This window comes from Methylocaldum marinum (assembly GCF_003584645.1).
Taxonomy (GTDB): domain Bacteria; phylum Pseudomonadota; class Gammaproteobacteria; order Methylococcales; family Methylococcaceae; genus Methylocaldum; species Methylocaldum marinum.
The window spans coordinates 2,133,440-2,151,991 of sequence record NZ_AP017928.1 but is presented as its reverse complement, the minus strand read 5'-3'; the positions used below and the strand labels follow the sequence as shown (position 1 = coordinate 2,151,991).

The 18,552-nt window shown below is 65.8% G+C and carries 2 protein-coding genes; both read left to right on the top strand.

The window, feature by feature from the left end; translation table 11 throughout:
• Window positions 1-9: 9 nt before the first annotated feature.
• A complete protein-coding gene (locus tag sS8_RS09375; protein ID WP_170161019.1) occupies window positions 10-17,370 on the top strand; it encodes an SDR family NAD(P)-dependent oxidoreductase in 17,361 nt (5,786 codons plus the stop codon).
• A gap of 66 nt (window positions 17,371-17,436) precedes the next feature.
• Window positions 17,437-18,552, top strand: coding sequence for a MupA/Atu3671 family FMN-dependent luciferase-like monooxygenase (locus sS8_RS09370; protein WP_119629419.1), 1,116 nt, complete (start codon window positions 17,437-17,439; stop codon window positions 18,550-18,552).

Below are 18,552 nucleotides of genomic sequence, written 5' to 3'. Positions count from 1 at the left end.
ATGAACACGATGAGCATCTCGAAGGCAGACATTCTGGAGCGAGTCAGAAGCCGGCAACTGACGCCGGAAGAGGGATTGAAACTGTATCTGGAACTGGACCGGCGGCCGCGCGAGGGCGCGTATCCGGCGGCGGATACCCGTGCCGAGACGCCTTCGGTTCCCGTCCGCGAGGCGGCGGCGGATAGTGCCGGGATCGCCGTGATCGGGATGTCGGGCCGCATTCCGGGGGCGCGTAACCTGCAAGAGATGTGGACTTTCCTAAGCGAAGGGCGGGATGCCGTGGGCGAACTCCCGGGTTCGCGCCGGCACCTCGAAGAACCGGGAGCGGGGAGTTCCGGGCGATGGGGGGCTTTCCTGGACGATATCGATTGTTTCGATCCGCTCTTTTTCGAGATTTCGCCGAAAGAAGCCGAGCAGATGGACCCGCAGCAGCGGCTGTTGCTGCAGGAAAGCTGGAAGGCTTTCGAAGATGCCGGATACCCGGCGGAATCGCTCAGCTCAAAATCCTGCTGCGTCTTCATCGGCTGTACCCAGGGCGATTACCTGAGCGAAACCGGCATCCGCGATATCAATCCCCATTCCCTGACCGGCCGCAGCGTCTCGGCGATGGCGGCCCGCATTTCTTATTTTCTCAACCTGCGCGGCCCCAGCGTGGCGGTGAATACGGCCTGCTCGTCGTCCCTCACGGCCCTGGTGATGGCCTGCGACATGCTCCGCAGCGGCCGGGCGGAAATGGGCCTGGTCGGCGGTATTTCCCTGATGAGCACGGGCACGGCCCACGCCACCATGCATCAAGTGGGCATGATCTTCCCGGAGGGAAAATGCCGGAGCTTCGATCAGGATGCACGGGGCATCGTTCCGGGCGAAGCGGTCGGCGTGGTCGTTCTGAAGCGGCTGGCCGATGCCCTGCGCGACGGCGATCCCGTGTACGGCGTCATCCGCGGCTACGGCATCAACCACGACGGCCGGACCAACGGCCTGACGGCGCCCAGCGGCCCCGCCCAGACGGCTCTGCTGCTCGAGGTCTACGAGCGCTTCCGGATCGACCCGAACACGATCGGCTATATCGAAGCGCACGGCACCGGCACCCAGCTGGGCGACCCCATCGAAGTGCACGCGCTGAGCGATGCCTTCGCCCGCTACCGGGTGGCCGCGCAGCGCTGCGCGCTGGGCTCGATCAAGACCAACATCGGGCATACCCTGGAGGCGGCGGGACTGATGGGCCTGTTCAAGGTTCTGCTGTGCCTCGAGCGGCAAAAGCTGGTGCCGTCCTTGCACTTCAGGAAAGCCAACGAGCATATCGCTTTCGCCGGCAGTCCGTTTTACGTCAACACCCGCTTGAAGGATTGGCCGCGCATCGACGGCCAGCCCTTGCGGGCCGGGGTGAGCGCGTTCGGCATGAGCGGAACCAACGCCCATGTGGTGGTGGAAGAAGCGCCCCCGCGCAAGCCCTCGGTCTCCGCGGCTCCGTCTTTTTATCTGATCGTGCTGTCGGCAAAAACCCCGGAGGCCCTGGCGCGGCGGGCGGACGATCTATGGCAGTGGGTGCGGGACCACGGCCGGGAGCCGTCTTTCTCACTGGCCGATGTCGCCTATACCCTGCAAGCCGGGAGAAGCCATTTCGCCTACCGGGAGGCCCTGGTCGTCCGCGATGCGGAGGAACTGCTCGCCGGCCTGCCGGATCTGAAAGCGCGAGCGGCCGCCGCGGCCGAAACGGTCGGGCTGCCGGACGAGGTCTTCAAGCGCCTGAAGAAACAGGCCGAGGACAGCTTGCACCGCCTGGCCGGGACGAAAGGCGATGTCCTCTTGGAGGTTCAGGCGTTCGAGGATCTGGCGGACTGCTACCGGCAGGGCGTGCCGCTGGACTGGCCGCGCCTGTACCCGGCCGGCGCGCCGCAGCGGATTTCCCTGCCCGGATACCCGTTTGCCGAACAGCGCTATTGGCTTCGTCGCGTGCCGAAAACCGGCGCTTTGGAGGATTTTCCCGCCGCCGAAGCGGTGGCCCGGATACACCCGCTGCTCCACGAAAATACCTCGGACCTGTCCGCGCAGCGCTACACCTCGCGCTTTTCCGGCGACGAGTTTTTCCTGGCCGACCATCTCGTCGAAACGGAAGGGCAAGGTCCGCAAAAAGTCCTGCCCGGCGTGGTCTACCTGGAAATGGCCCGGGCCGCGGTCCTGGCGGCCAGGGGCCGCGCGCCGGACGCGGGAGCGAGCCTGCTGTTCACCGATTTCGCCTGGATGCGGCCCCTCCGTGTCGAGCGTCCGCGGGAAGTCCATGTCCGGGTCTTCGAGGAGGCGGACGCCCGGCTTTACTTTGAAATCTATACCCGAAGCGACCCGGCCGAAGCCGGAAAGGACACGCTCACGGTTCACGCCGAGGGCCGCGCCCGCATCCCGGAACCGGCGGAGACGGAGACGCCGGCTACCCTGGACATTTCCCGGCTGCAGCGGCAAATGCCGCGCGAACTGACTGCGGAAGCCTGTTACCGGCGGATACGCTCGGAGGGCGTCCGCCACGGCGAGCGCCTACAGGGAATCCGGCACATCGCGCTGGGCGAGGGGCAAGCGCTGGCCGGCTTGACCCTGCCGGCGGCGATGCGCGGCCAGGACGCGCGCTACGGTTTGCATCCGAGCTTGATGGATGCCGCCATCCAGTCGGCCATCGGCCTGGTCATGGGCGGGGAGGGCGAGGCTCTTCGCGGTGCCGCGCAGCCGAGCCTGCCGTTCGCGCTGGAACGGCTGGAAATCCTGGGCCGTTGCGAGGACGAGATGTGGGCCTGGATGCGTTATGCGCCGGGCAGCTCGCCTTCCGATCCCGTGCAAAAGCTGGACGTGGAGCTGTGCGACCGGCACGGCAATGTCCGGGTCAGGATAAGAGGCCTGTCGTCCAGACCCATCGGCGGCAGGCCGGCCGAAGCCGCGCAGCCCGAGCCCCGGCACGACGCGGCCGCGGCGTTTCCCCTGCATGCCCTCATGCCGGTCTGGAACGCCGTCCCCGACGACGAACATGCCGGGTTGACGGCGGACTACGATCGCCGCCCGTGGGTGATCGGCGCGACGCCCGAGCAGATGCGGGCCATCCGCGAACGTTATCGGTCGGCCGCGGAGCTGGCGATTTCCCCGGCCGATTCGATCGAGCGTATCGCCGGGCAGTTTCCGCCGGAGGCGATCGAACACCTGGTCTGGATCGCACCGGCAGGAACCCCGGCCGAGGCCGCGCCGGACAAATGGCAGCCGGACGAGAGCATGATCCGGGCGCAAGAACGGGGCGTACGGTTCCTGTTCAGAATCGTCAAGGCCTTGCTGGCCGCCGGATACGGCGAGCGCGAGCTGGACTGGACCGTGCTGACCTTCCGCACCCAGGACGTGACGCCGCGCGATATCACCGATCCCACCCACGCCGGCATACACGGCCTGGCGGGGAGCCTGGCCAAGGAATACCCGCACTGGACGGTCCGCCTGCTCGACCTCGATTCCGAGTCGGCCGCGGACTGGCCCTTGCAGACCCTGTTCGCGGTGCCGGCGGAGCCCGGGGGAAGGGCGCTGGCCTACCGCGCAAGCCGCGCTGCCGATGCGGGACGGGGACCGGAGTGGTTCCGCCAGGCGCTGATTCGGGTGCATCCCTTGCAAGCGGCGGCGGAAGCCTCCTCGCGGTACCGCCACGGCGGGGTTTACGTCGTGATCGGCGGGGCCGGCGGGATCGGCGAAGTCTGGAGCCGCTACATGATCGAGCGCTACCGGGCGAAGATCGTCTGGATCGGCCGGCGTGAAAAGGACGAGGCCATCGAGCGGCAGCTGGCCGCGCTGCCGGAGCCTGCCGCGGTAAGCTACTTCGCCGCCGACGCACGCGATTTCGAGGCGCTGGAAAATGCCTTCCGCGAGATCAAGGCCCTCCATCCGCGGATTCACGGCGTGGTGCACTCCGCCATCGTGCTGAACGATCTCAGCCTGGGCCGCATGGACGAGCGGCGCTTCCTGGACTCCCTGTCGGCCAAGGTCGACGTGAGCGTGTGCCTGGCCCGAGTTTTCCGCAAGGAGCCGCTGGACTTCGTGCTGTTCTTTTCGTCCATGCAAGCCTTCGCGAGGGCGCCGGGGCAGAGCAACTACGCCGCCGGCTGTACCTTCGAGGACGCTTTCGCGCTCAAGCTGGCCCGGCAGTGGCCCTACACCTTCAGCAACGGCAGCAGCTATCACAAGCCGGTCGTCAAGCTGATCAACTGGGGTTACTGGGGCTCGATCGGCATCGTCAACGATACCGCCTACCGGGCCCGCCGCCGGGACGCCGGCGACGGTTCGATCGAGCCGCAGGAAGGCATGGACATCCTGGAAAGGTTCATGGCTTCGCCGTTCCGGCAGCTGGCTCCGTTCAAGGCCCTGACCGCCGGGGTCGTCGCCGACGCCTGCGGAACCGAGGACGTCACGGCTTACCCGCCTGCCATTCCCGCTGTACTGGAGCAAGCCCATCAGCGCTTCTGCGCCGAGCGTGCCCGGCTGCCCCATGCCCGGGTGGAATGGCGGCGGCTGGAGGAAGAATCGCACAACCCGGTGCTGGATGCGCTGCTGCTCAGGCTGCTCGACGCCACCCTGCGGTCGCTGGGATTGCGGTACGGCGAGCGGCCGCTGCCCCGCTATTTCCGGCGCTGGCTGGAGGAAAGCCTGCGCCTGCTCGACGCCGGCCAAGGGCAGGGGGGCCCGGCCGCGACCCCGGAGCGGCTGTGGGAAGAATGGGACGCCGCCAAAGCGGGCTGGATGGCCAACCCCAACCTGCGGGCGACGGTCGTCCTGGTCGAAACCTGCATGCGGGCGCTCCCGGACATCCTCACCGGCAAGCTCGCCGCCACCGACGTGATGTTCCCGAATTCTTCCATGGCGCTGGTGGAGGGGATTTATCGGGGGAATGTGGTCTCGGACTATTTTCAGCAGGCGCTCGCGGATTTCCTGGTCACCGCGATCGAGGAACGCTTGCGCGAAAGCGCCGCCGTGGGGAAGCCCGCCCCGAAGCTCCGCATCCTCGAAATCGGCGCGGGTACCGGAGGCACCACGGCAACGATTCTGCCCCGGCTGCGTCCGTTCGCCCGGACCATCGAAGAGTATTGCTACACCGATATTTCCAAGGCTTTCCTGCTGCACGCGCGGGAGCATTACGCAGCGGAGCATCCATTCCTGTCGACGCGAATCTTCAACGTGGAAAAGCCCCTGGCCGAACAGTCGGGAGAAGACGCCGGCATCGCGCCCGACCGCTACGATTTCGTCATCGCCGCGAACGTGCTGCACGCGACCCGTGATATCCGCTCGACCTTGCGCAATGCCAAGGCGGCCCTCCGAACCCATGGCATTCTCTTGCTGAACGAGCTCAGCCGGCACAGCGTGCTGTCCCACCTCACCTTCGGCCTGCTGGAGGGCTGGTGGCTTTACCGGGATGCTCCGCTGCGGATTCCGGGAAGCCCCGGCCTGTACCCGGAAACCTGGACTGAAATACTGGGTGAAGAAGGCTTCTCGCCGGTGTGCCTGCCGGTGGAATACGCCGCTTCCCTGGGCTTGCAGATCGTCGCGGCGCAAAGCGACGGGATCGTCCGCCAGGCGCGGCCGCGGCTGGACGCGCCCGGGGTTGCAGTGGCGGCAGCGGCGCCGCATCCGGAAGGCGACCCCGGCCGCGCTCCGGCCGTCGTCTTCAGCGAAGCCGCGCTGCGCGAAAAGAGCACGGCGTATCTCAAGGAGCGGGTGGCGCGTACGCTGAAAATGAGCCCGCGCCAGATCGATTCGTCCAAGCCTTTGGAGATTTACGGCATCGATTCGATCCTGGTCGTGCAACTGGCCAACGAGCTGCGCAAGGACTTCAAGAAAATCAGCAATACCCTGTTCTTCGAAGTCCGGACCCTGGACGCGCTGGCGGACCATTTGCTCGAGACCCAAAAAGACGTGCTGGCGGACGTGGTCGGCCTGAAGCCGGCGGCGCCGGTCGAGCCCGCCGCGCCGGCGGGTCCGCTCCGGGAAAGCAGGCCGGCCGTGCCCGCCCTGCGTCCGCGCTTCGCCGCGCGGGAAAGGCCCGCCGCCGGTACCGGCGGCAGCGCGGCCGAACGCAGCGGCCCCAACGTCTTCGACGTGGCGGTCATCGGTCTTAGCGGCCGCTATCCGCAAGCTCGCAATGTCGACGAACTTTGGGAGCGGCTCCGGGCGGGAAGCAGCTGCATAGGCGAGATTCCCGCCAGCCGCTGGGACTGGAAGGATTACTTCGCTCCCCGCAAGGGTGAGCCCGGAAAACTCTATACCCGGTGGGGAGGGTTCATCGACGACGTGGACCGCTTCGACCCGCTGTTCTTCCGGATTTCGCCGCGCGAAGCGGAAGCCATGGACCCGCAGGAACGGCTGTTTCTGCAGTGCGCTTACGAAGCACTGCAGGATGCCGGCTACACCCCGGAAAACTTCGGCCGCGACCGCAAGACCGGCGTCTTCGTCGGCGTCATGAATTCCAGCTACCGGGGCAAGCCGGCCTATTTTTCGATCGCCAACCGGATTTCCCACCAGTTCGATTTCCAGGGGCCGAGCCTGGCGGTGGACACGGCTTGTTCGGCTTCGCTCACCGCGCTCCACCTGGCGCTGGAGAGCCTCTATTCGGGCACCAGCAAGCGCGCGGTCGTCGGCGGGGTGAACCTGATCCTGGACCCGAGCCACTTTACCGCCCTGACCGAGCTGGGAATGCTCTCCGCCGGCCCGGAGTGCAGGTCCTTCGGAGCCGGTGCGGACGGGTTCATCGCCGCGGAAGGCATCGGCGCGGTGATTCTCAAGCCGTTGGCGGAGGCCATCGAGGACCGGGACAATATCTACGGCGTGCTGAAAGGCAGCGCGATCAATGCCGGGGGCAGGACCAACGGCTACACCGTGCCGAATCCCCTGGCGCAGGCCGCGCTGGTGAGCGAGGCCTTGCACCGGGCGGGGGTTTCCGCGGCGGCGGTCAGCTACGTCGAGGCCCACGGCACCGGCACCGCCCTGGGCGATCCGATTGAAATCAAGGGCCTGGCGAAAGCCTTCGCCGAATCCATGCCGGATCATGCCGGCGCCGGGCGGCGCAGTTGCGCGATCGGCTCCATCAAATCGAATATCGGCCATTGCGAAAGCGCGGCCGGCATCGCCGGGCTGACCAAGGTGCTGTTGCAGATGAAGCACGGGCAACTGGTGCCGTCCCTGCACAGCGCGACCGCCAATCCGGCCATCGAGTTCGCCGACACGCCGTTCACGGTACAGCAGGACCTGAGCGCCTGGCAGAGACCCCGGCTGGCGGTGGACGGCGCACTCCGGGAGTTTCCGAGAACCGCCGGCCTGTCTTCGTTCGGCGCCGGCGGCGCCAATGCCCACGTCATTATCGAAGAATATCTGCCGGCTGGTCCGGAGGCTCCGCGGCGGGCGGCAGCGGCGCATCCCGCCGTCATTCCGCTGTCCGCCGGGAACGGGGAACGCTTGCGCATCGCGGCCGCGCGCCTGCTGGAAAAGGTACGCGGAACGCCGGTCGAGGCAAGCACCGGCGGCTTCAATCTCGCCAATCTCTCCTACACCTTGCAGGTCGGACGGGAAGCGATGGAGGCCCGCCTTGCTTTCACGGCCGCATCCATGCAGGAAGTTGAAGCGAAGCTGGAGGCTTTTCTGACGCCGGGGGACGATGGCGACGCCGCCGCGCTCGCCGGCATCTACCTGACGCCGGCGGGGTCCGGTCGGGAAGCCTTGAACGTGTTTCGGGCGGACGAGGACGGCGCGGCCCTGGTCGAGACCTGGATCGCCAAGAAGAAATACCCGAAGCTGCTGGAACTATGGGTGCTGGGCTTCGATTTCGATTGGAGCCGTCTGTACGATGCGGACACGGAGCCTCCCCATCGCATCAGTCTGCCTACTTATCCGTTCCTGGCAGAACGCTACTGGTACGAGGAGCGGGTGCGACAGCCGCAGGCAAGCCGGGCGCCTGCGCCGGCGGCGCCCGGGATCGGCTTCCTGGTGCGCTGGGAAGCGCAGGCGCCTGTTCCGGCATCCGGAGAGGCGGCCCATCGACGGGTGTTGATCGTGTGCGGCGGGTCTTCGGTCCGCCTGGAGAAAGCCATCGCGGACATCCACCGCGATGCCGAAATCATGCTCGTTCGGCTGGCCGACGAGACCCGGCGGGCAGCCCCCGGCGAATGGCTGTGCGGAATCGGGGATGAGTCAGGATTCGCCACTTGCCTGCGCGACGCGGGCGATATCGACGCCCTGTATTTCCTTGCGCTGGACGATGCCGACCCCGCCGCCCTGCCGCTGCAGGACCTCGCGGCCAGCCCGGAAAGCAACGAAATTCAATTGCTGCGGCTGATCAAGTACCTGGCCGGGCACAACACCGGGCCGCACGCTATCGATACGTATATCCTGACCCTGGGCAACTATGCCATCGAAGGCGAAGCGGTTCGGCCGCAGGGCGCGGGCCTGACCGGCCTGGCTTATGCCGTTGCACAGGGGAACTCGCGGTTCGCGGTAAGAAACATCGATTTGTCCGAGCGGGATTTGAAGCAGCCGGAAGCACTGGAATACCTGGTTTCGACGATCGTGAGCGAACCGCCGTCGAGCACCGGGGAAGCCATCAAGATCCGGGCCGGAATCCGCTACCGGCAGGCGTTTCACGACCTGGCCTGGCCGCAGCCGGCGCTTTCCCCCATCCGGCAACGCGGCGTCTACCTGATACTCGGCGGCAGCGGCACGATAGGCCGGGTCATCACCCGCCATCTCATCGGCCGCTACCAGGCGCGGGTCGTCTGGCTGGGGCGCAGCGCGCCGGACGCCGCGAAGGTGAGGGCGGCGCTCGAAGCATTTTCGGGCTTTGCCGAACCGCCGGTCTACATCCAGGCCGACGCAACCCGCGCGGATGCCGTGCGGCGGGCGGTGGAGCGTGTCAAGTCGGACTATTCCGCGATTCACGGCGCGATCTATTCCGCCCTGGAGTTCGACCCGGAAAACAGCGTCGAAAAAACCACCGAAGCCGTTTTCAGGCGCATCCTGGAGGTGAAAACCCAGGGCAGCATCCATTTTTATGCCGCGCTGGAACAAGAACGCCTGGATTTCCTGTGTTATTTCTCCTCCGGGCAGGCCTATGCCTTCTCAGGCGCGGCGAAACACGCCGCCTATGCCAGCGGCATAAGCTTCTCGGATGCCCTGGTGCAGGCCTTGCGCAACCGTGCCGCGTTCCCGGTCGGCACCATCAACTGGGGCTTCTGGAAAGCGTCCCTGGAACCGGGCGCGGCGGTGCGGAACTTTGCCTGCCTGGAGGACGAGGAGGGCTGCGACTGCTTCGAAAAGTTCGTGTTCGCCTTGCAGCAGCGCGGACCCCTGTCGCAAGTCCTGTGTTTCAGGCCCACGCCGCAGGTGCTGGCGCTGATGAATTATCGCCCGCCGGAAGACGCCGCGGCGGCCCCCGGCGTAACGGCCGGCGCGGACATCGGGCGGCGGGCCGATGTCGACGCATACATCAGGGACGTCGTCGCCGACAGTTTTTCGGAGACCCTGAAAGCGCCGCAAGCGAAAATCGATCCGAACCGGGCGTTCGCCGATTACGGGCTGGACTCCATCCTGGGGGTGCGGTTCGTCAACCGGCTCAACGAACGCCTGAATATCCGTCTCAATACGGCGATCATTTTCGAGCACTCCTCGCTGGCGCGGCTCGGCAATCACCTGGTCAGGAACTACCGGGACCGTATCGAGGCTCGATCCGGCGCGCCGGCAGCCGGTTCGCCCGCGGCCGGTACGATTCCGCGGTCGGCGGCCGTCCCCGCCGTTCAGTCCCGTCCGTCGCCGGTCGGCCGGCGGGCGGCGTCGCCCGCGCCCCCGGATATCGCGGTGATCGGCATGTCCGGGCAGTTTCCCGGCGCCGCCGGCGTCGCCGAGTTCTGGGATAACCTGATTCGGGGCATCGATGGCGTGCGGGAATACCCTGAAAGTTATTTGAACCAAGCGACCCATTTCAGCCCGGTCAAGCAGCCGGGCAAGAGTTATTGCAAATGGGGCGGCATTCTCTCGGAACGCAACGGCTTCGATCCGCAGTTCTTCAACCTGTCGCCGCGCGAAGCCCATTCCATGAATCCGCACCAGCGCCTGGTCATGCAGGAGGGCTGGAAAGCGCTGGAGGATGCCGGTTACGACCCGACCCGGCTGGCCGGATCGAAGACCAGCATCTTCATCGGGGCCGAGCCGGCCGGCTATTTTCACGAAAGCTTTACCGGTGCGTCCGATGCACTGATCGCCTCGCGCTTGTCCTACCACCTGAATCTGGCCGGCCCGGCACTGGTGGTTAATACCGGCTGCTCGTCCTCGGCGGTGGCGATACACCTGGCCTGCGAAAGCCTGCGCAGCGGCGAGTCGGACCTGGCGCTGGCCGGCGGGGTCAACGCCTGCATGAACCAGGAAGCGCTGGTCAACCTGTCGGCGGCGGAAATGCTGTCTCCCCGCGGAACCTGCGCCACCTTCGATGCCTCGGCCGACGGCACCGTGATCTCCGAAGGCATCGGCCTGGTGGTGCTCAAGCGCCTGGAAGACGCGATCGCCGACGGCGATGCCATCGACGGCGTGATCTGCGGCTCCGGCATCAATCAGGACGGCGCCAGCAACGGCATCACCGCGCCCAACGGGCTCGCCCAAGAACGGCTGATCGCCGCGGTTTACGAGAAATTCGGCATCGATCCGGCGGACATTACCTATGTCGAAGCCCACGGCACCGGCACCAAGCTGGGCGACCCGGTGGAAGCCAATGCCCTGGTCCGGGCGTTCGCGAAGCTGACCGGCGGCCAGGCCTATTGCGCGGTCGGCAGCGCGAAATCGCATATCGGCCATACTTCCGCCGCGGCCGGGGTCATCGGCCTGATCAAGACCCTGTTGTCGATGCGGCACGGGAAGCTGCCGGGACTGCTGCATTTCGAGCGGCTGAACCCGCTGATCGAGTTCCAAGGCTCGCCTTTCTACATCAATGCCGAGGCGGCGCCGTGGCCGTCGCGCAACGGCGCTCCGCGGACGGCGGCGATCAACTCTTTCGGCCACAGCGGCACCAATGCCCACCTGGTGGTCCGGGAATACATCTCTTCGGCACCCCCCGGCGAAACGCTCGAAAAGCCCCGGCTCGTTCCGCTCTCCGCCCGGACCGAAAACAGTCTGCGCGAACTGGTGCAGGACTACGTTGCCTTCTTTGCGCGGCGGGAAGACGGTTCGCCGGCCCCTGCCGCCACGCTGGAGGAAATCGCCTATACCCTGCAGACGGGGCGTGAAGCCATGCGGCACCGGCTGGTCTTTGCCGCGAACACGGTGTCCGAGCTGGCGCGGAAGATGGCGGCGTATCTCGGCGGGCAGACCGTGGCGGGCTGCTGGCAGGGGATCGCGCAGGCCCGCGACGGCGGAGACGGCGCGCTCCCGGGCATGAACGAGCCGCTCGAAAAACTCGCGGAAGGCTGGTGCCGGGGACAGGACATCGACTGGGCGGCGGACTACGCGGGCAGGACGGTCCGGCGCGCGCACCTGCCGACTTATCGATTCGCGAACAAGGAATACGGTCCGAAGCCGCAGTCCGCGCGGCCGAATCCGCCCGTGCTCCCGGACCGGAACCGGCTCCGGGCGCAACTGCGGGAACGGAAGAGCGACCTTGAAAATGCCGCGATGGAAGCCCTGCTGTTCGATCTGCTCTGGGCCAGCCTCCGGGCCGTCGGCATCCTCGATCGGGTGGACGGCCTGGAACGGGCCGGCTCGAACCCGGACACGGACTTCGGCCGTCACCGCACGTTTCCCGCGTTCTACCGGCGCTGGCTCGACGAAAGCATGGAACTGCTGGTCGAGCGGGGATACCTGGAGCGGCGGGCCGGGAAGCTGTATTCGCCGGAGAAGGCGGTCGCCGGCCTCGATACGCTCTGGGAACGATGGGACCAGGAAAAGCCGCGCTGGCTGGACAATCCCTATCAGCGCGCCCAGGCCGAGCTGGTCGAGGCCTGCGTGCGGGCGCTGCCGCGTATCCTGACGGGACAGAAGCTGGCAACCGACATCATGTTTCCCGATGGCGGCATGGCCCTGGTCGAGGGGGTGTACCAAAACAACCCGGTTTCGGACTATTTCAACACGGTACTGGGCGAGGCCCTGGTCGCAGCCGTGCAGGCGCGTTTGCGGGCAGACGCCGGGGCGAAAATCCGCATCCTGGAAATCGGGGCCGGCACCGGCGGCACGACCCGCGGCCTGCTGAAGCAGTTGGCGCCGTTCGGGGATGCGATCGCGGACTATTGCTACACCGATTTGTCCAAGGCCTTTCTCAATCATGCCAAGCGGCACTACGCGCCGGGCAACGCCTATCTGAGCACGCGCATCCTGGACATCGACAAACCCCTGGGCGAGCAGGGCGTTGCGGTCGGCCATTTCGATTTCGCCGTGGCGACCAATGTCCTGCACGCCACCGGCAACATCCGCCGCACCTTGCGGCACGCGCGTTCCGCCTTGCGGCCCGGGGGGAGGCTGCTGATCAACGAGATGAGCGGCAAATCCCTGTTCGTGCACCTCACCTTCGGCCTGCTCGAAGGTTGGTGGCTGTACGACGACCCCGAATTGCGGATTCCCGGCATACCGGGCCTCTACCCCGAGGTCTGGGCCAGGGTGTTGGCGGAGGCCGGCTTCGCCTCGGTGTCTTTCCCGGCGGAAGAGGACCATGGATTCGGGCAGCAAATCATCGTTGCGGAAAACGGCGGAGAAATGGCGTTGCCGGAGCCGGCGTCCGCCGCCGGAGGCGCCATGGACGGGCAAGGCCCGCACGATTTCGTCACTCAAGTGCTCACGGAAGAGTTGGCCGATGCGCTGCAGATGGACATCGGAGACATCGCGCCGGACCAGGCTTTTGCCGATTACGGGCTGGACTCCCTGTTGGGCATTAATTTCATCAGGATGGTCAACCGGCGCCTCGGTCTCGATCTCGAAACCGTGGCGATCTTCGATTACAACTCGGTACGGCGATTGAGCGGCTATATCATCGAGACTTACCGGGATAAGCTGAGCGCGTCCGTCGCATGCCCGGCGTCCGCCGGGAAGACCCCGGAGGATACCGCGAAACGGAGCGGGGAGACCGGTTCCGGCAAAGCATCGCCGGTGAATACAGCCGGTCCGTCGGTTCGAAATCACGGCTGGACCGCCACCGCCGACGATCACCGCTTTGCCCGGGAGCCGATCGCGATCGTGGGCATGAGCGGCCGGTTCGCCCAGTCGCCCGACCTGGAAGCCTTGTGGAACCATCTGGCGGCGGGGAAGGACCTGGTGCGCAAAGCCTCGCGCTGGAATCTGTCCGAATTCTTCCCGCGCGGCCTGGCCGAGGACCCGAATTTCTGCACCGACGGCGGGTTCATGGACGACATCGACCGCTTCGACCCGCTGTTTTTCAAGATTTCCGGCACCGAAGCCACTTACATGGACCCGCAACAGCGGCTGTTCCTGGAAACCGCCTGGAGCGCCCTGGAAGACGCGGGCTACGCGGTGGACGGCGCGGATGGCAAACAATACGGGGTGTTTCTCGGCTACGGCGGTTCCGACTACGCCCATTTGTTCGACACCAAGACGGCGCCCGCCCAGGCCTTCTGGGGAAATTCGGCGTCCATCATTCCCGCCCGCATCGCCTACTACCTGAACATCAAGGGACCCGCCGTCACCGTGGACACCGCCTGTTCGGGTTCCCTGGTGGCGATCCACATGGCCTGTCAAACCCTGTGGACTCGGGAAATCGACCTCGCCCTGGCGGGAGCCGTCTCGGTGATGTGCACGCCCGGTTTCTATCGGACCGGAACCCGCGCGGGCATGTTGTCGCCGTCCGGCCGCTGCCGCAGCTTCGACGCGAAAGCGGACGGCTTCATTCCCGGCGAAGGCGTCGGCGTCGTGACCTTGAAACGCCTGAGCGACGCCCTCGCCGACGGCGATGCCATACACGGCGTGATCCGCGGCATCGGCGTCAACCAGGACGGCAGCACCAACGGCATCACCGCGCCCAGCGCCAAGTCCCAGGAGCGCCTGGAGCGCCAGGTCTACGACCGTTTCCGCATAGACCCGGCGGGTATCCGGATGGTCGAAGCCCACGGCACCGGCACCCAGCTCGGCGATCCCATCGAAGTCACGGCACTGACCCGCGCATTCCGCGCCTACACCGACAAGGCGGGCTATTGCGCCCTGGGCTCGATCAAGAGCAACATCGGCCATGCCGGGCCGGCGGCGGGCATCGCCGGGCTGTTCAAGATCCTGCTGGCGATGAGGCACGGGAAAATCCCGGCCTCGCTGCATTTCGAACAGGTCAACCCGGAAATCCGCTTCGAGGGCAGCCCCTTCTATGTCAATACCCGCTTGCAGGACTGGAACCCGGCGCCCGGCGATGTCAGGCGCGCCGCCCTCAGCTCGTTCGGTTTCAGCGGAACCAATGCCCACCTGGTGATCGAAGAGGCCCCCGCGGCCGGGCGCCGCCATGACGAGAAACCGGCCTGGCTGATCGCCTTGTCCGCCCGCAGCCGCGACCAGCTCGTCCGGCGGGCGGAGGATCTCCTCGAATTCTGTGCCCGCGCCGAGTCGCCGGGTAAACCGCCGGATTTGGGCAATCTCAGCTATACCCTGCTGGTGAAACGGAAACACTGGAACCACCGTTGGTCCTGCGTCGCGGCTTCCCTGGAGGATCTGGTGGGCATGCTCGGCCAATGGCTGAATAGCCAAAGGGTACGCGGGGTTCACCTGGGCGCGGTGCAGGACGAGCGGATCGGCGAACAGTCATCGCTGAAGCGCCACGGCGACGAGTGCCTGGACCGCTGCCTCGAGTCCGGGTCCGCCGACGGCTACACCGCAAATCTCGAAACCGTCGCCGACCTGTACGTTCAAGGCTATGTGCCGGACTTCCGGCGCCTGTTCTCGGAGGGGCATCAGACCCTGTCGCTCCCCACTTATCCCTTCGCGCGCGAGAAATATTGGGTAGAACCGGCATCCGAGCAAGCCCGGAGCCGGTTCGTCGCGGAGCCGCCGGCGAACAGCGCGGCCACGCCCGACATGCTCGCGGCGGTGCAGGAAGCCGCGGCCAAGGAAGCATCGCCGCCCGCCAAGAACTGGTTCTTCGTGCGCGAGGAATGGGTCGACAGCCCGCTGGCCGAGGCACTGGACTGGAAGGCACGGCTCGGCCGCTTTGCCGGCAAGGTGATTTGGGCGGTGTATACGAACCCGCGGGACCGGGACGCTTTCGCGCGGTTGCTGAGCCAGCTGCAGGCCGCCGCCGGGCTGTCCCCGCCGCTGAGCGTGCAGCTGATCCACGCCCATGAGATCGGGCCGGATCTCCGGCAGCCGATTCCGGAGATCGTGCTGTTCCTGGGGCCGTCGAACGATCTCGACCCCATGGAACAGTCCTCGGCCGGCGACATAGCCGCGGTCTACCGACTCAGCCGGTTCCTGATGCGAAGAGCCTGGGAAGAACCCGTTCGGATCTACTACCTGTACGCATGCGCTTCGGCGGCGCCGCGGCTGGATTGCGAGGCGCTTTCCGGCCTCCTCGGCACGGCGATGATGGAGAATCCGAATCATGCTTGGACCTCGATCGGCCGCTACGACGGAGAGCCCGAGCCAACCGGGCTGCAATTGCTGGTCCGGGAGTGGCTGGCGGACGGGCATGCTGCGATCGCAGGGGGGCAGGGCGGCCGCGAGTCCGCCGGCGGAGCCCGGATCTTCCACAGCCGGACCTTCCCGCGGGTGCGTTACCGGCGATCGAATCGACAAATCGGCCGCAGGGTTCAGGCGTCCTTCGACGATGCCGCGCCTCCGGTATTCCGGCCCCGGAAAACCTACCTGGTGGCCGGCGGCTTGGGCCTGATCGGGGAAGAGCTCTGCACCGAACTGGCCCGGCGTTACCGGGCCACGCTGGTGATCCTGTCGAGACGGGCTTACGACCCGCAGCGGCAGGCGCAGTGCGAGACACTGCGAGCCCTGGGCGCCGAGGTCCATTACCACTCGGTCGATGTGACCGACCGCTCCGCGCTGCGCGGGATCTATGCCGAGATCAAGCGGAGGCTAGGGCCGATACACGGGGTTTTCCATCTGGCCAACACGGTCGAAGGTGGGCTTATCGCCGGCCTGGACTGGGAGTCGTTCCGGCAAATGGGCGATGTCAAGACCCGCGGCACCCTGTACCTGGACGAGCTGACCGCGGACGAGCCGCTGGAATTCTTCATCCTGTTCTCCTCCATCGTCGCTTTCGGCATACGGGGATCGGCGGGCTATAGCTATGCCTGCGCTTTCCTGAACCGGTTCGCCGCTTACCGGAACCGCCTGAAAGACGCGGGCAAACGAGCGGGGCACACGGTTTCGCTGTGCTGGGGGCCGTGGACGTCCGACCCCGTGCATGCCGGCGCGGACAAAGACCGGCGGCGGAAGATCGATGCCGACGGTTTCGACCTGATTCCCATCGGAGCCGCGTTTCCGCTGCTCGACCGTTGCCCGGCCCAGGGGCTGGACGCGATCGGCATCTGGGCGGTACGCGATCCGGTGAGCGTATGCCGGCACATGGATGTCGAGACCGACCGGCGGCCGGCGGAGACGCCCGCCGATCCGGCCGGCAAACACCGGGAGGCCAAGGGCCTTGTTTGGGAAGCGCGGGTGAGCGCCTGGGAACGGGAAATCCGGGAAGGCAGGCCGTTATCGGCGGAGACCTTGGCCGAAGCGATAGACCTCGGCGAGATCGAGTCGCTGGAACCGGACTTGATTCGACGGATACACCGCTTGCTGTTCCAGGACGGGGACGCGCCGCCCCGGGTCGAGCCGGCCGACGAGCCGTCAACGCCCGCCGAGGCGCCGCGGCCGCCCGCGGAAGAAATCCTCTCGCTCCAAACCTCTCCGGAGGCCGAAGAAACGGACGAGGGCAGGCGGGCTCAATTTAAGGAAACTCCGAATAAGTCCTCTCCCTCTGGGCGAGGGTTGGGTGAGGGCTTGTTATTGACCCGGCCCAAAATAACGTTCGCCCTGAGCTTGTCGAAGGGCACTCGGCTTGGGGCTTCGACAAGCTCAGCCGGAACGGAATCAATAGGGTCTTTAAGGGCCGGATTAATAGATCAATCCGTTGCACAGGCCGCTTCTCCGAGTTGGAGACTCGATCAGAGTTTCCTTAAGACGATCATCCGGGAAGTGGCTTCCGACCTCCTGAAAGTGCAGGACATGGACGAGCGCGAGGCGTTCCAGAACTACGGCATGGATTCCGTGTTCGGCGTGCAATTGGCGATTCGCCTGGAGAAAAGGCTGGGACGGGAGATTCAACCCCGATGGCTGATCGATTTCCCGTCGATCCGGGCCTTGTCGGAGCATCTCCAGGAACTGGAGGCGGTCGCCGATGCCGAGTGAAAATCTCCCGATTCGGGCTCCGGAACGGCGGCCAACACGGGCCGTTGAAGCGTGGAGGCATCAGCGATGAAAACCGTGGAAGAACTCCTGGGGTTAGCGCCCCGCAGCGCCGGTCCGGTGCAGCCCGCGGCATCGGGTTCGGTTTCGTTCAGCTTTTTGTTTTTCTCGGATGTCCGCGCGGACATCTCCAACCGGGAAAAATACGAGTTCACCCGCGATGTCACGCTGTTCGGCGATCGCGAAGGATTCACCGCCGTTTATTTGCCCGAGCGGCATTTTTTCGAATACGGCTCGGTGTTCGCCAATTCCGCCGTGGTCGCGGCCTACCTGATCCCGCAAACCCGGCGCATCCGTTTTAGGACGGCGGGCATATCCCTGCCGCTGCATCACCCGGTGGAGGTGGTGGAAGCCTGGGCGATGAACGATATCCTGTCCAACGGCCGGGTGGATCTGGGTTTCGGCTCCGGGTGGCAGGAAAAGGATTTTATTCTGTCGCCGGGGACTTACGAGAGTCGCCGTGAGGTCTGCAACGAGCGCATTCCGATCGTCCAGAAGCTGTGGCGCGGCGAAACCGTGGATTTCGAGGGACCGAGGGGCGAACAGATTCCGATTCGGGTGTTTCCGCGTCCGATCCAGCAAGAACTCCGGGTCTGGCTGCTGGCGGTACAAAACGACGCCGCCTTCATTTACGCGGGAAAGCAGGGCTATAACGTGTTCACCATGCTGTCCGGACTCGATCTGGACGCGATGGGGAAGAAGTTCGCCTTGTATCGCAAGGCCCGCGAGGAAGCCGGACACGATCCGCGGACCGGGATCGTGTCGCTCATGCTGCATACCTTCATTCACGAGAGCAAAGCAGCCGTGGAAGACGCGGTCAAACAGCCGTTCAAGGCCTATATCCGGAGCTTTCTCGACGCCCACGTGGAATCGGGGCTGGGCCGCAGCAAGGGGGTCGACGATATCGGCGAATCGGAAAAGGCCAAGATGCTGGAATACGCCTACCATCGCTATTCCAAGACCGCGGCGCTGTTCGGGACGGTGGAGGAGGTCCGGGAGACCATCGATCACGCCATACAGGTCGGGGTCAACGACATTGCCTGTCTGGTCGATTTCGGCGTGGATTACGCGATGGTGAAAGCGTCGTTTCCCCATTTGAAGAGACTCGTGTCAGCTTATCTTTAG